The following is a 14175-nucleotide window of genomic DNA, read 5'->3' as shown; positions in this document are numbered from 1 at the left end:
CTCAGGCGCCGATCTCGGGGTCCGCGGCGAGGTCGCCGAACCCGTCGAGGCGGAACTCCCGGGAGTCGGTGCAGTCGTCGTTCGCGGCGGCGAGTTCGCCGACGAGCCAGTTGAAGCGGCGCTCGAACCCGTCGTAGGGGGCGTCCGCGAACGTCTCCAGCACGGCGTCGGCCGTGAGGTCTTCGTCGTACTGCTCGGCGAAGGCGGCGACGTTCTCGGCGGCGGCCGCCGCGGTGTCTGCGTCGGTCTCCTCCCCGAAGGCGTCGGCGAGCGTCTCGCTGATGTCGGACATGTGTGACGGAACGGTACGCGGTCACGTATGCGTTCTGGACTCCGACGACCGGGGTACCCGGACCTTTCTTGTGCGCTGCTCGACAACACTACGCCATGCGCCGTCCCGCCGAGAGCCCGACGCTCGTGACGCTGCTCCTCGTCCTCGGTACGTTCGCGCTGCAGCAGGTCGTCGGCCTCGTCGCCCGCCAGCGCCACCTCTTCGCGCTGTCGAACCCGCTGCTCGACCGGCCGTGGACGCTGGTCACGAGCGTCTACGCCCACGCCGGCCCCTCGCACCTGCTCGCCAACGCCGCGGCGCTGGCGCTCGCGGGACTCCTCTTGGAGCGGACGACGACCAGCGCGCGCTTCCACGGCTTCTTCGTCGCCGTCGGCGCACTCTCCGGGGTCGCACAGGTCGCCCTCGTCGGGACGCTCGGCCCGCTGCTCCCCGGCATCCCGTCGAGCGTCAGCGTCCTCGGGGCCAGCGGCGCCATCTTCGGCCTCTTCGGCTACCTGCTGGCGGCCAACCGCTTCACCGAGACGGTCGTCGGCGGGTTCGAACTCCCCGCCCGCGCGCAGTTGGCGCTGGGCGGCGTCCTCGCGGCGGCGATAACCCTGCTGACGGCCAACCCCGGCGTCGCGCTGGTCGCGCACTTCACCGGCCTGTTGCTGGGCTTCCTCGCCGGTCGGGCCCACCTGCTGCGGCCCGCCGACACCGCGCCGGAGGCCGACCCCGCCGACGTCTGAGTTAGCCCACGAACACGTCGTCGTGGAGGCTGCCCGTCACCTCGTCGGCCAGCGTCCGGAGGTTGACGGTGTCCTCGCGGTTGTACGACACCAGCGTCTCCAGGGCCCCGTCGCGGCCCTGCTCGTGTTCCCGCCAGAGGCGGACCGCGTCGCGCCCGGAGATGTCCGGCCGGTCGCGCTCGATACCGATATCCTGCTCGACCTGCTTCAGCCCGCCCGAGAGGCCGATCTTCTTGCAGGTGTACATCAGGTCCAGGTGGGGGCGCTGGAGGTCGACGTCGAAGTTCGCTTCGAGGAAGGGGACGTCGAAGCGCTTGCCGTTGAACGTCACCAGCAGGTCGGCGTCGGCGAACGCCGCCCGGAGGTTCTCGGCGGTCAGGTCGTCGCCGGCCACGAGCGTCTCCGTGTCGCCGTCCTGGTGGAGGCTCACCGTCGTCACCTGGTTGCGCCGTTCGTCCAGCCCCGTCGTTTCGATGTCGAAGAAACACGCCCGGTCGCGGAACGTCTCGTAGAGGCGCCACTGCTCGCTGTTGGGGAACCGCTCGTCGAAGAAGGCGACGTCGGCCGCGTCGAGGTGGTCGCGCCCCTCGTCGATGAACCGCTGGATGCGGTCCCCGCGCTTCCCGCCGACGACGCCGGGGTCGAACTCGTCCCAGTGGGTGACCCCCTGCTCCCAGATGGACCGCTCTGTCTTCTCGCCGACGCCGTCGACCCCGATGAAACTGTTCTCGACGCGCACGCGCTACGGTAGCGGGGGCGGCGTATGTAAGTTCGTCGGGTAGCGGGGGACCGACGGCTGTCGGTCCCACAGACCGGTGGTGTGGCGGCGACCGACGGGAAGCGACCCCGAAACGCCGAAGCCACCCGCGCCCAACCTACGGGTATGACTGACTATCTCGTCGGCGCGTCGTCGGTCCACGTCACCGCGGCGGCCGCGGACTACCTGCAGGACCGTCTCGACCCCAGCGAGGACAGCGTCGTGGTCGTCGGCGTCAGGGAACCCGACGCGCCGTCGCGGGACGCCGGCGACGCCGCCAACGTCGCTCGGTCGCGCCTCGCGGCGGCGATGCCGACGACCGAGACCAGAGCGGGCGACCCCGTCACGGAACTGCTCGCGGCCGTCGACGACCACGACCCCGACGTGGTGGTCCTCGGCGCGAACCGTGGCACCGAGGGGGCCGACGGTGTCGGGACGACGGTCACCGACCTGCTGGCCCGCGTGAACCGACCGGTCGTGGTCGTGCCGCTCCGGGACCTCTAGGGGCCGACGCGGTCGAGCAACCCCTCGTCGGGGAACTCGAGGTCGAGGGCCGCGTCCAGCAGTCCCTCGGCGGCGCCGGCGACGGCCGGTGCGAGGGCCGACTCGGGGTCCAGCGCCGTCGGGACCGGCGCGGTCGGGTCGGCGGCCGGAACCGCGTAGTCGGCGGCCTCGACGGGAACTGCCCCGTCGGCGTCGGTCCGCGTGGCGACGACGGCGTCCGCCGGCGCGCCGAGGTCGCGACACCGGCCCTGCTGTCGCGGGAGGAGGTCCCGCCCCCGCTGGGTCGCCGGGACGACGAGCGCCCGGCGTCGGGCGGTCGTCAGCGCCGCGACGGACTGGTTCGCCGCGACCGGCGGGACGTCGAGCAGGACGTGGTCGAACCGCGCGGCCGCGTCGTCGACGACCGTCTCGAAGGCCCGCGCGTGGTCGGCCGTCTTCGCGCGAGCGAGGCGCTCGAACGGCGCGTGTGCGGGACAGAACGCGACCCGACCGGGGACGTCGTACCCGGCGTCGTACAGCGCCTCGCCGAGCGACGCCTCTCCGGTCACGACGGCGGTCACGTCGGCCTCGAGTCGCCCCTCGACGTGCGTCGCCAGTCCCTGCGTGGCGAACGCGGCGTCGACGACGGCGACCGACCGGCCGGCGCGGGCCAGCGTCGCCGCCATCTCGACCGTGGTTCTCGTCGTCCCGGCGCCACCGGTCACCCCTGCGAGTGCGAGTGTCGGACACCCCATACGACCACTCTCCCGCGCGACGAAATAAAAAGTTCTAGACGAACCGGACTGAAATTCAGTCGCTCGGCCGACGAAAATAGTTATGCTGTCCGGCGGCGTTACGTACGACCTACTAGGTGGCTGCATGACACGGGACGGCGGTCGTGCGCTGTGGGACCGGCGTGCGTTGCTCCGGACGCTGGGACTGACAGCCACGACTGCGGCGCTCGCCGGGTGCGGGAGCCTCACCGGGCGGGCGTTCGTCGCGGACCCCGTCGTGTTGCCCGCGGCGGCGCAGTCGTCGCTGGGGTTCTCCCCGGTCGCCGAGGAGTCGCGCCGACGGGCGGTCGAGGGGACCGTCGGTGGGCGGGACGTCACGGCGACGGTCGAGAGCTTCCGCTCGGTGTACGCACGGACCGGCGGCGAGACGTCGTCCGTGGGCCCGCCGGCACCGCTCCTGTTCCGGTGCTGTGGCGCGTCGTCAGACCGACTGCTCGCCGCGCCAGCGACGGCGTTCGGCACGGTCGGCGGCACGCTCCCGGTGCTCCGGGACGGCGTCGTCGACCCGCGCGGCGTGGTCCTGTTCGCCCCGGAGCGGGCGCTGTCCGACACGGGACTCGCGGCGGACCGGGTCCTCGCGGTCGTCCACCGCTCGGCGGTCTCCGCGGACCGGTTCGTGGCCGCCGGCGGCGGCGTCTCCGTCCCCGACTCGGCGTTCTTCCCGCGCGCGGCGTTCGACGTCGACGCCGGGTGGTTCCCTGACCGGCACTGGACACCGCCGGACGAGGGGACGGGGTCGACCGTGGCGGTGTTCCCGGGGGCCGGCGTCGAGAGCGGCGGGACCGGGGCGCACCCGTTCGAGGCCGGGGCGCCCCTCGACGCGGCGTACGTCGCCGCTCCGGCGGACGTGTTCTTCGACGCGGGCGTCTCGGTGGTCGACTCCGAACGGACGCGGACGGTCCTCGGCACGGACGCTCGCGGACTCGGTGCGGCCGGTCCCGACGGGAGGATAGCCGACGCCGGCGTCGTCGTCTTCGCCGACCGGGAGCGCGGCGTCCCGTTCGCGTACGTCCCGGGCGAGACGCTGTTCCCCGAGTCGACGTTCGTCCCCGACGCGCTCTTCGCCGCCGGGGGGCAGGTACTCGCCGCGTCGCTCGGCGACCTGTTCCGCGACCAGACGTTCTTCCCGGACGGCGCTCCGCTCTCGGGGTCGCTGCTGAACCCGGAGTCGCTGGCGCTGTTCTTCCCGGCCGAGCCGCTCTCTCCGGTCCCCGAGCCCTTCACCGTCGTCGACTCGGACGCCGACCTCTCGCCTAGGGGTGTGCTATTGTTCTTCCCGACCGCGCCGGCCGCCGTCGGCGGCGCCGACACCGCCGGAGTCCCCGAGTCGCCGCTCTATCCGAGCGGCGTGTACGCTCCCCCGTCGCTCTCGTGGCCGGACTCGGTGTTCTGGCCCGACGGCCCGCTGTTCCCCGACGACGTGGTCCTCTCGATGGCGACGAACGGGCACCCCGCCACGCGCACCGACCTCCCGGCCTCGTTCCCGCGGTCGGTGTTCGTGCCCGACGGGACGTTCTCGCCGACCGGGGTACTGCACCTCCCCGGCGACGTCGGCTTCTCGCCCGGACTGTTCGAATCCGCGGGGACGACGGTCACGGACACCCGTTCGGCGGCCGGGACACAGCGCGGAGCCGCACCGGCCACCGCACCGCTCGGTCTGGCCGTCCTCAGCACGCCCGTCGCCAGCGTCGCGGGCCAGTCGCTCGACACGCTCGCGACCGTGGGCCTCTCCGACCTGGCGACCGACGGCCGAGCGGAGCCGTTCCTCGTCTCGGCCGGCGTCGGCGACGGCGGCGTCGAGTGGGCACGCGGGCCGACCCGACTCGGCAGCGGGACGACGACGATGCTGGGTGACTCGGTGGCGATGGAGACCCACGCCGGCGTCCTCGCCGGGGCGGACCCCAGCGCCGTCTACCTCCACCTCGCACGCGTCGAGAGCGACGGCAACGTCGTCCTCAGCGCTGGCGTCCACGGGTCCGCGGTCGTCGACCCCGACCGGCCGCTCGTCGGTGCGGACGGCTACCTCTCCCGGGACCGACTCGACCGCTACCGCGCGACCGTCGCCGCCGCCGACGAGGCGCTGGTCGTCCGCTGACTCAGGCCCCGTCGCCGATGTTCGCCGCGATGTCGTCCAGTTCGTCGTCCGAGAGCTCCGGTCGGTCGCCGAACAGCGAGTGGATGGGCCGGCCGCCGTCGTCGGCGAAGCGCGGGACGATGTGGCAGTGAGCGTGGGGGACCTCCTGGCCCGCTTCCTCGCCGTTGTTGAACGCGACGGTGCTGGCGGGCGCGTCGACGGCCGCCTCGACGGCCGGCGTCAGGTCGTTGACCGCCGCGAACACCGCCTCGGCCACGTCGCCCGGCATGTCGCCCACGCGCTCGTGGTGGGCCTTCGGGATGACCAGCGTGTGGCCCCGTGCGAGCGGGTTCGCGTCGAGGAACGCCAGCACGGTGTCGTCCTCGTAGACGGTTCGACTCGGGATGTCGCCGGCGACTATCTGGCAGAAGATGCAGTCGTCCATGCCCGTGTAGTCGTCCGGTTTTCACATCAAGGTTGGCCCGCGACGACGTGGGCTACCGCCCGGACCGAGCGTTCGACTGGCGCGTCGTCGCTCCCCGACCGGCGCGCGGAAACCCACGCAGAGTGATGTGTCGCCGCACCGACTAGCGTGCATGGACGACTCGTTCGACCCCCGAACCGACCCGGTCCAGCACTCGTGGCCCGACCTCACCTGCTACGGCTGTGGCCCGGCCAACGAGGCCGGCCTGCACCTCGAGAGCTACCTCTCGGCCGACGGCGAGCGCCTCGTCGCCACCGTCCGGCCCGACGACCTGTTCAACGCCGGCGCGCCGAACGTGATGTACGGCGGCCACATCGCCTCGCTCGTGGACTGTCACGCCATCTGGACGGCCATCACGTTCGCGTACCGCGCCGAGGACCGCCCGCTCGGCAGCGCGCCGCGCATCGGCTACGTCACCGGCGAACTGGACGTGACCTACCGCCGGCCGACGCCGCTGGACCGCCCGGTCCACCTCGCGGCGTGGGTCGACGGGGAGGTGGGTCGACGGACGACGGTCCGGTGCGAACTCGGTCCCGACGAGGAGACGACGGTCACCGCCGAGGTACTCGCGGTCAGGCTGGACCCCGAGGCGGTCGCCGGGCACCATCAGGCGACGGTACCGCCGGCGGAGTGAGCCGCCGGCTCAGTCCGTGAGCGGTCGTGGAACGCCACCACAGCCCTCGAAAAGAGCGGTCGGGATGCGGCGCTGTCCCGCCGGTCAGTCCCCGTCGTCCTTCGGGGGTCGAACGTCCGCGACGGCGTCGCCGAGCGCCGTCGCGTATTCCTCGTAGTCGTAGCCGAGCCGCGAGAGCCACACCTCCTGGTAGCTGGGGTGCAACAGGGGCACCACCGGACGGCCCAGCGCGGCGCTCTCGAACGGCGCGAGGACGCTGTCGAGGAAGCCCTCGAGCGCGTCGTCGTCCAGCGCCAACACGGTCTCGGTGGCGTGTCGCCCGGTGGTGAGGACCGCCCGCGGCGCCACCGTCTCGACCTCCCGAACGAGGTAGGGCCGGCAGTTCGCCAGCTCCTCGGCGGTCGGGTCACGGTTCCCGGGCGGGTGGCACTTCACCGCGTTCGTGTAGTAGCAGTCCTCGTGGCCGAACCCGGCGTCGGCCAGCAGGTCGCGCACCTTCCGGCCCGACGCGCGGGAGGTGTAGGCCATCCCGGTCAGGTTCCCGCCGCGCCACTGCTCGGCGTCGGGGTCGCCCGCGGCGGGGGCCTCACCGACCACAACGACCTCGGCGTCCAGCGGGCCGTTGCCCCACGCGATGCACTCGCGGCTCTCAGCGAGTGCGGGACAGCGGCGACAGTCGGCGGCGAGTGCGTGTCGCGCCCCGTCGTCAGGGAACCGTGGCACGCTACTCGTCGGACAGGTGGCCGGGACGCCACGCGCCGTCGAACTCGCGGTGGGTGAACGGCAGGGCGTCGTCGCCGGCGTAGGTGGCGACGAGCTGGCCGTCGCCCTCCAGGTAGTACTTGTAGGTCGTCAGGCCCTCCAGCCCCACGGGGCCGCGGGCGTGAATCTTGCCCGTCGAGATGCCGACCTCGGCGCCGAGGCCGTAGCGGTAGCCGTCGGCGAAGCGGGTCGAGGCGTTGTGGAAGACGCTGGCGGCGTCGATGCCGGTCATGAACGTCTCGGCGGCCTCGGCGTCCTCGGTGACGATGGACTCGGTGTGCTTCGAGCCGAACGTGTTGGCGTGGTCGACGGCCTCGTAGACGTCGTCGACGACCTTGATGGACAGCTCGAGGTCGCCGTACTCCGTCTCCCAGTCGTCGTCGGTCGCGGGGTCGACGTCGACGACCTCGCGGGTCGCGGCGTCGCCGCGCAGGGTCACGCCGGCCTCGCGGTAGCGCGCGACCATCTCCGGGAGGAACTCGTCGGCGACGGCGTCGTTCACGAGCAGCGTCTCGACGGCGTTGCACACCGCCGGGTACTGCACCTTCGCGTCGAAGGCGACGTCCTCGGCCATCCCGAGGTCGGCGGCCTCGTCGACGTAGACGTGACAGACCCCCTCGGTGTGGCCCAGCACGGGAATCTGGGTGTTGTCCTGGATGTAGGAGACGAACTCCGAGGAGCCGCGCGGCATGACGAGGTCGACCTTGTCGTCCATCTCCAGCAGGGCGTCGACCTCCTCGTGGGCCTCGATGAGCGTCGCCCAGCCGTCGGGGAGGTCCGCCGTCGCCTCGACGATGGTCTCGTAGAGGACGCGGTTGGATTCGCTGGCCTCGCTGCCGCCCTTCAGGATGACGGCGTTGCCGGACTTCAGCGCGAGCGCGGCTATCTGGACCAGCGCGTCGGGCCGGGACTCGAAGATGGTCCCGACGACGCCGATGGGGACCGCGACCTTGTACAGTTCGAGGTCCTCGTCCAGTTCGCGGGCCGCCAGCGTCTCCCCCAGCGGGTCGTCCTGCTCGGCGACGGACTCGACCATCTCGGCGATGCTCTCTAGCTTGCCCGCGTCGAGTTTCAGGCGGTCGACGAGCGCCTGCGTGTACTCGCCTTTGGCGAGCATCTCCTCGGCGGCCGCGACGTCCTCCTCGTTGGCCGCGAGGATGGCGTCGCTGTTGTCGCGGATGGCGTCGGCGATGGCCGCGAGCGCGGCGTCGCGCTCGGCGGCGTCGACGTTGGCCAGCCGCAGGGCCGCGGACTGTGCAGCGGTCACCTGTCGCTCGGTCGTCTCAGTCATCTGTCTCACCGTTGATGGGGACGAATATTGTGCCCACCGATTCCGCCTCGGCGACCTTCCGGAGGACGTCGGGCTCCGTCGACTCCGCGATGATGGCGGGGATGCCGTGCTCGCTGACGTCGCGCGCGCCGCGCACCTTCGTCTGGATGCCGCCGAAGCCGCCGGTCGAACTCGCCGTGACGACGTCCTCGACCTCGCCGTAGTTCTCGCCGACGACCGGGATGTGCTCGGCGTCCTCGTCCTCCTTCGGGTTGCCGGTGTAGACGCCGCCGACGTCGGTCAGCGTCACCAGCAGGTCGACGCCGATGCCGATGGCGATGGAGGCCGATATCATGTCGTTGTCGCCTATCTGGAGCTCCTCGGTCGCGACGGCGTCGTTCTCGTTGATGATGGGGACGATACCCCAGTCCAGCAGCGTCTCGACGGTGTTGCGGAAGTTGGTGAACCGCTCGGGGTTCTCCAGGTCGTGTTCCGTGATGAGTATCTGGGCGACCTTGCGGTCGTAGCGGGCGAAGCTCTCCGTGTAGCGGTGCATCAGGTGGCTCTGGCCGACCGTCGAGAGCGCCTGTGACTTCTCGACGGTCTCCGTGTCGTGGTCGACCCGGCCGATGCCGGCGCCGACGGCCCCCGAGGAGACCAGCATGACCTCCTTGCCCCGCGACAGCAGCGCCTCGATGTCGTCGACGAGCTTGTCCAGCTTCGCGTCGTCTAAGTTCGACGCCGCGTCGGTCAGCGAGTTCGTCCCGGCCTTGACGATGACGCGCTCGGCCGCGGCGGCCTGCTCGCGGGCGCGGGAGAGCGCGGCGCCGTCGACGCGCTCAGTCATCCTCGAACGCGGCCGCCAGTTCCTTCGAGCGCCGCTCCGCGGCCGCGACGGCGTCGGCCAGCGCCGCGTCGGCGTCGCTGTCCCAGAGGACCTCCATCCCCTCGATGGTCGTCCCGTTGGGCGAACAGACCGCGTCGATGAGCTCGTCGGCGGTGCGGTCGTCCTGCAGGACGGTCTCGGCCGCGCCCTTGAACGTCTGGGCGGCGAGCACCTGCGCCTCCTCGTGGTCCAGTCCGCCGGCGACGCCGGCCTCGGTCATGGCCTTGATGAAGTAGAAGACGAAGGCCGGGCCGCTCCCGTTGACCGCGGTGGCGATGTCCATCTGGGCCTCCTCGATCTCGGCGAACTCGCCCACGTCGTCCAGCAGTTCGCGGACCTCGTCGGTGACCTCGCCGGTCGCCGCGGCCGCCATGTCCCGCGTCTCGGCCGCGAGGTTCGGCATGATGCGCACGACCCGCGCGTCGGTCCGGGCCTCGACGAACGCCGTCGGGACGCCGGCCGCGATGGAGACGAGCGTCTGGTCGGCCGAGAGGTCGAGTTCGTCCAGCACCGCCTCCACGATGTCCGGCTTGACCGCGAGGAAGACGACCTCGGCGTCCTCGGCCCGGCCGACGTCGTCGGTCGTCGCGTCGCAGTAGTCGGCGACGGCGGCCAGCGCGTCCGGGTCGAGGTCGCAGGCGACGACCGAGTGGTTCCCCGACGCGTAGAGCCCTCTCACGAGGGCGCTGCCCATGTTTCCGCAGCCGATGACACACGTACGTACCATAGTCTCTAGTCAACCGGACGAGACGGAGAGACTAATTGTGTTTTCATCTCGCACGGCCGGGCGACGCCGCCACAAGACTGGTATGGCCGCCGCGTGGACCCGTGGACGTATGCCCTCCTACGAGTACAGACTGTTCGAGGTCGACACCGGCATGTTCGGCGGGAGCAGCGTCCCCGTCGACCGACTGAACGAACTCGGCGCCGAGGGGTGGGAGGTCGTCGCCCCCATCACCGAGAACAGCGGCCAGACCGCCGGCCTGTTGCTCAAGCGCGAGCGCTGACGGCCGACGGCCACGCTGACAACCGATTGCCCTTTAATGCCGGCGGCGAATGTGACCGATATGGAACGGTTCGCCGCGGTCGACGACCAGTACGACCCCGAGTCGATCGAGGACGGGGTCTTTGAGTACTGGGACGACGTCGACGCCTACGAGCAGACGAAAGAGCACCGCGCCGACGGCGAGGACTTCTTCTTCGTCGACGGGCCGCCCTACACCTCCGGGGCCGCCCACATGGGGACGACGTGGAACAAGACCCTGAAGGACCTCTACATCCGGTATCTGCGGATGCGGGGCTACGACGTCACGGACCGGCCGGGCTACGACATGCACGGCCTGCCCATCGAGACCAAAGTCGAGGAGCGCCTGGACTTCGAGAACAAGAAGGACATCGAGCAGTTCGGCGAGGAGAACTTCATCGAGGAGTGCAAGGCCTTCGCCGAGGAGCAACTCGAGGGCCTCCAGACGGACTTCCAGGACTTCGGCGTCTGGATGGACTGGGACGACCCCTACAAGACGGTCGACCCCGAGTACATGGAGGCCGCGTGGTGGGGGTTCGAGAAGGCCCACGAGCGCGGACTCGTCGAGCAGGGCCAGCGCTCCATCAACCAGTGTCCCCGCTGTGAGACCGCCATCGCCAACAACGAGGTCGAACGCGAGGAGGTCGGCAAGCCGTCTATCTACGTGAAGTTCCCCCTGGCCGACCGCGAGGGGTCGCTGGTCATCTGGACGACGACGCCGTGGACCATCCCCGCCAACACCTTCGTCGCCGTCGACGGCGAGGTCACCTATCAGGGCGTCCGCGCCGAGAAAGAGGGCGAGAGCGAGGTCCTGTACGTCGCCCAACCCCGCGTCGAGGACGTCCTCTCGAAGGGCCGTTACGAGGACTACGAGGTAATCGAAGAGGTCACCGGCGAGGAGATGGTCGGCTGGCAGTACGACCACCCGCTGGCCGAGGAGGTGCCCGACCACGCCAGCGGCGAGGGGTCGGGACAGGTGTACACCGCCGACTACGTCGACGCCGAGGACCAGACCGGGCTGGTCCACTCCGCGCCGGGCCACGGTGAGGAGGACTTCGAGCGCGGCCGGGAACTCGGCCTCGAGATCTTCTGTCCCGTCGGCGGCGACGGCGTCTACACCGAACAGGGCGGGAAGTACGCCGGCACGTTCGTCCGGGACGCCAACGACGACGTCGTCGCCGACCTCGACGCGAAGGGGCTCCTGCTGGCCAGCGAGTCTGGTTACACCGTCAACGAGGGCCACTGCTGGCGCTGTGACACCGGCATCGTCCGCATCGTCACCGACCAGTGGTTCATCACGGTCACCGACATCAAGGAGGAACTGCTCGACAACATCGAGGACAGCGAGTGGCACCCGCAGTGGGCCCGGGACAACCGCTTCCGGGACTTCGTCGAGGACGCCCCCGACTGGAACGTCTCCCGCCAGCGCTACTGGGGCATCCCCATCCCCATCTGGCTCCCAGACGACTGGGACGGGTCGATGGACGACGCCATCGTCGTCGGCGACCGCGAGGAACTCGCCGAGCGGGTCGACCAGGACGTCGACCCCGAGACGGTCGACCTGCACAAGGGCACCGTCGACGACCTCACCATCACGGAGGACGGCACCACCTACAGCCGCGTCGGCGACGTCTTCGACGTGTGGCTGGACTCCTCGGTGGCGACGTGGGGCACCCTCGATTACCCCGAGAACGAGGCGGACTTCGAGCGCCTGTGGCCCGCCGACCTCATCATGGAGGCCCACGACCAGACACGCGGGTGGTTCTGGTCCCAGCTCGGCATGTCCACCGCCGCCACCGGCAAATCGCCGTACGAGGAGGTGCTGATGCACGGCTACGCCAACATGCCGGACGGCCGCGGGATGTCCAAGTCGAAGGGCGTGCTCATCGACCCCCACGAGGTCATCGAGAAGCACGGCCGGGACCCGATGCGCCTGTTCCTGCTCTCCGTGACCGCACAGGGCGAGGACATGAACTTCTCGTGGGAGGAGACCCAGGAGATGCAGCGCCGCCTCAACATCCTCTGGAACGTCGCCCGCTTCCCGCTGCCGTACATGCGGGCCGACGGCTTTGACCCCGAGACGACGACGGTCGAGTCTGTGCGCGAGGACCTCGAACTCGCCGACGAGTGGGTTCTCTCCCGGTTGCAGAGCGTCGAGCAGGCGATGACCGAACACATGGAGGCCTTCGAGAACGACAAGGCTGCCCACGAACTGCTCGACTTCGTCGTCGAGGACGTCTCCCGCTTCTACATCCAGGTCGTCCGCGAGCGGATGTGGGAGGAGGAGGACAGCGACTCCAAACAGGCCGCCTACGCCACGCTCTACCGCGTGCTGGAGAAGGTCGCCGCCCTCTTCGCCCCGTTCACGCCGTTCGTCGCCGAGGAGATTTACGGCTCGCTGACCGGCGACGCGGGCCACCCGACCGTCCACATGTGCGACTGGCCCGACCCGACCGAGGCCCTCCACGACCCCGCCCTCGAAGACGAGATGGAGGTCGTCCGCGAGGTCGAGGAGGCCGGGTCGAACGCCCGTCAGCAGGCCGAGCGCAAGCTCCGCTGGCCGGTCACGCGGGTCGTCGTCGACACCGACAGCGACGCCGTCGCCGACGCGGTGCGCGCACAGGCGGCCATCGTCGGCGACCGCCTCAACGCCCGCACGGTCGATGTCGTCGGCCCCGACGAGGCGTGGGGGGAACTCCACTACTCGGCCGAGGCCGACATGAGCGAACTCGGCCCGGCGTTCGGTGACGACGCCGGCCGCGTGATGAACGCGATGAACGACGCCCGCCTCGACGAGCCCTCGCTCGACGCCCTCGAGGCCGCCGTCGAGGACGCGCTCGGGGAGGCTGTCGAACTCACCGACGAGATGGTCGAGTTCCGCCGCGAGACGCCCGACGGCGTCACCGGGACCGAGTTCTCGGCGCTGGACGGCGGCGGCGTCGTCTACGTCGACACCACGCTCACCGAGGACATCGAGAGCGAGGGGTACGCCCGCGAGGTCATCCGCCGGGTCCAGGAGATGCGCAAGGACCTCGAACTGGACATCGAGGCCCGCATCGTCGTCGACCTCGCTATCGCCGACGACCGCGTCGACTCGCTGGTCCGCGAGCACGAGGCCCTCGTCGCCGAGGAGGTCCGCGCCGACGAGTTCGGTGACGTCGAGGACGGCCACCGCAAGACGTGGGACGTCGAAGGCGTCGAGATGGAGATAGCCATTTCGCCTTGCGAGGCCGACCAACGGGAGGCCTCGGAACAGGCGAGCGGCGACTGACGGGAGCCGCGAGCCACGGCGGCGGAAGCGTCCGACTGACCCGCCGCTCTCCCCTCGGCGACGCTCTCGGAGCAGTCACCGTGAGCATCCGGTAACAACTGCTACCGTCTCGCACGACGTAGTAGTACGTAGCGCTCACTACGAAGTCACGCAGTCCGGGGGGACACGTCGCACAGAGCGCACGGAGACACCGATGGCAGCAACAGCACCACTACAGGAGGAGAAGCGCATCGCACGCCAGTTCCCCGAGGACGTCGCGACGAACGGGGACATCGACCGTATCGACGACATCTGCACCGAGGACGTCGTCGATCGCAGTCCGCTGGGAACGGTGCGGGGCCGAGAAGACCTGAAAGCACAGATGCGCGGCGTCCGCGGGGCGTTCGAGGGCTTCTCGGCGACGGTCGAGGACATCGTAGCCGAAGGTGACACTGTCGCCATGCGGCTGACTCTGCGCGGGCGACACGTCGGCGAGTTCATGGGCGTCCCGGCGACGGACCGCGAGGTCGAGATCGAGAACATGGTGTTCACCCGCTTCGAGGGCGACCAGATAGCCGAACGCTGGGTCCAGCCGGACATGCTCGGCCTCATGCAACAGGTCGGTGCTGTCGACCTGCCGGAGAACTGACGGGCCGAGCTGTCGCTCGCTTTTGTTTCGTCGTGTTCGCGGTTACATCTTCGCCAGACCGTAACGTGTTTGATTGGGACCAGACTGC

At 70.4% G+C, this 14175-nt stretch carries 15 protein-coding genes; 7 read left to right on the top strand and 8 right to left on the bottom strand.

The features are described 5' to 3' along the window. Window position 1: 1 nt before the first annotated feature. Complete coding sequence (locus tag ACV7GQ_RS16370; RefSeq protein WP_470311272.1) at window positions 2-292, bottom strand: WNWW family protein; 291 nt, start codon at window positions 290-292, stop codon at window positions 2-4. Between the two features lie 95 nt (window positions 293-387). On the opposite strand from ACV7GQ_RS16370, the gene ACV7GQ_RS16365 reads away from it, so the two are divergent. Further along, a complete protein-coding gene (locus tag ACV7GQ_RS16365; RefSeq protein WP_470311271.1) occupies window positions 388-1020 on the top strand; it encodes a rhomboid family intramembrane serine protease in 633 nt (210 codons plus the stop codon). Between the two features lies 1 nt (window position 1021). On the opposite strand, the gene ACV7GQ_RS16360 is transcribed toward ACV7GQ_RS16365, so the two are convergent. Then, entirely contained in the window at window positions 1022-1759 is a 738-nt protein-coding gene (locus ACV7GQ_RS16360; RefSeq protein WP_470311270.1) for a ribonuclease H-like domain-containing protein, read from the bottom strand. 144 nt (window positions 1760-1903) lie between these two features. Here ACV7GQ_RS16360 and ACV7GQ_RS16355 point away from each other — a divergent pair, with 144 nt between their 5' ends. Beyond that, window positions 1904-2281, top strand: coding sequence for a universal stress protein (locus ACV7GQ_RS16355; RefSeq protein WP_470311269.1), 378 nt, complete (start codon window positions 1904-1906; stop codon window positions 2279-2281). On the opposite strand, the gene ACV7GQ_RS16350 is transcribed toward ACV7GQ_RS16355, so the two are convergent. Beyond that, on the bottom strand, window positions 2278-3015 hold the full coding sequence (locus ACV7GQ_RS16350; protein WP_470311268.1) for a MinD/ParA family ATP-binding protein: 738 nt from the start codon (window positions 3013-3015) through the stop codon (window positions 2278-2280). The two genes, ACV7GQ_RS16355 and ACV7GQ_RS16350, sit on opposite strands and share 4 nt — an antisense overlap. 124 nt (window positions 3016-3139) lie before the next feature. Between ACV7GQ_RS16350 and ACV7GQ_RS16345 the strand changes: the two genes are divergently transcribed. After that, the gene (locus ACV7GQ_RS16345) at window positions 3140-5149 is read left to right on the top strand and encodes a DUF6517 family protein (RefSeq protein ID WP_470311267.1); all 2010 of its coding nucleotides are present in this window, start codon (window positions 3140-3142) and stop codon (window positions 5147-5149) included. 1 nt (window position 5150) lies between these two features. Here the strand turns inward: ACV7GQ_RS16345 and ACV7GQ_RS16340 are convergent, their stop codons facing one another. Then, window positions 5151-5573, bottom strand: coding sequence for an HIT family protein (locus ACV7GQ_RS16340; RefSeq protein WP_470311266.1), 423 nt, complete (start codon window positions 5571-5573; stop codon window positions 5151-5153). A 151-nt stretch (window positions 5574-5724) separates the two neighbouring features. On the opposite strand from ACV7GQ_RS16340, the gene ACV7GQ_RS16335 reads away from it, so the two are divergent. Beyond that, window positions 5725-6246 (top strand): PaaI family thioesterase, encoded by a 522-nt coding sequence (locus ACV7GQ_RS16335; RefSeq protein ID WP_470311265.1) that lies wholly within the window; start codon window positions 5725-5727, stop codon window positions 6244-6246. Window positions 6247-6330: 84 nt separating this feature from the next. On the opposite strand, the gene ACV7GQ_RS16330 is transcribed toward ACV7GQ_RS16335, so the two are convergent. The 4 genes from ACV7GQ_RS16330 to proC are packed head-to-tail and all read right to left on the bottom strand — an operon-like array spanning window position 6331 to window position 9891. Beyond that, the gene (locus ACV7GQ_RS16330; protein ID WP_470311264.1) at window positions 6331-6969 is read right to left on the bottom strand and encodes a uracil-DNA glycosylase; all 639 of its coding nucleotides are present in this window, start codon (window positions 6967-6969) and stop codon (window positions 6331-6333) included. Between the two features lies 1 nt (window position 6970). After that, entirely contained in the window at window positions 6971-8299 is a 1329-nt protein-coding gene (locus tag ACV7GQ_RS16325) for a glutamate-5-semialdehyde dehydrogenase (RefSeq protein WP_470311263.1), read from the bottom strand. Then, window positions 8292-9125, bottom strand: coding sequence for a glutamate 5-kinase (gene proB, locus ACV7GQ_RS16320; RefSeq protein ID WP_470311262.1), 834 nt, complete (start codon window positions 9123-9125; stop codon window positions 8292-8294). The genes ACV7GQ_RS16325 and proB overlap by 8 nt, the downstream gene beginning before the upstream one ends. Further along, a complete protein-coding gene (proC, locus tag ACV7GQ_RS16315) occupies window positions 9118-9891 on the bottom strand; it encodes a pyrroline-5-carboxylate reductase (protein ID WP_470311261.1) in 774 nt (257 codons plus the stop codon). The genes proB and proC overlap by 8 nt, the downstream gene beginning before the upstream one ends. A 109-nt stretch (window positions 9892-10000) precedes the next feature. Here proC and ACV7GQ_RS16310 point away from each other — a divergent pair, with 109 nt between their 5' ends. From ACV7GQ_RS16310 to ACV7GQ_RS16300, 3 genes are all read left to right on the top strand, one after another. Then, window positions 10001-10171, top strand: a complete 171-nt coding sequence (locus ACV7GQ_RS16310; protein ID WP_470311260.1) for a DUF4177 domain-containing protein — start codon at window positions 10001-10003, stop codon at window positions 10169-10171. 60 nt (window positions 10172-10231) lie between these two features. After that, window positions 10232-13459, top strand: a complete 3228-nt coding sequence (gene ileS, locus ACV7GQ_RS16305) for an isoleucine--tRNA ligase (protein ID WP_470311259.1) — start codon at window positions 10232-10234, stop codon at window positions 13457-13459. Between the two features lie 193 nt (window positions 13460-13652). Beyond that, window positions 13653-14087 (top strand): ester cyclase, encoded by a 435-nt coding sequence (locus ACV7GQ_RS16300; RefSeq protein ID WP_470311258.1) that lies wholly within the window; start codon window positions 13653-13655, stop codon window positions 14085-14087. Window positions 14088-14175 lie beyond the last annotated feature (88 nt).

It is taken from the genome of Haloarcula sp. MBLA0163 (genome assembly GCF_055632435.1).
The sequence above is the reverse complement of the archived record's forward strand: the minus strand, read 5'-3'. Positions and strand labels throughout refer to the sequence as shown.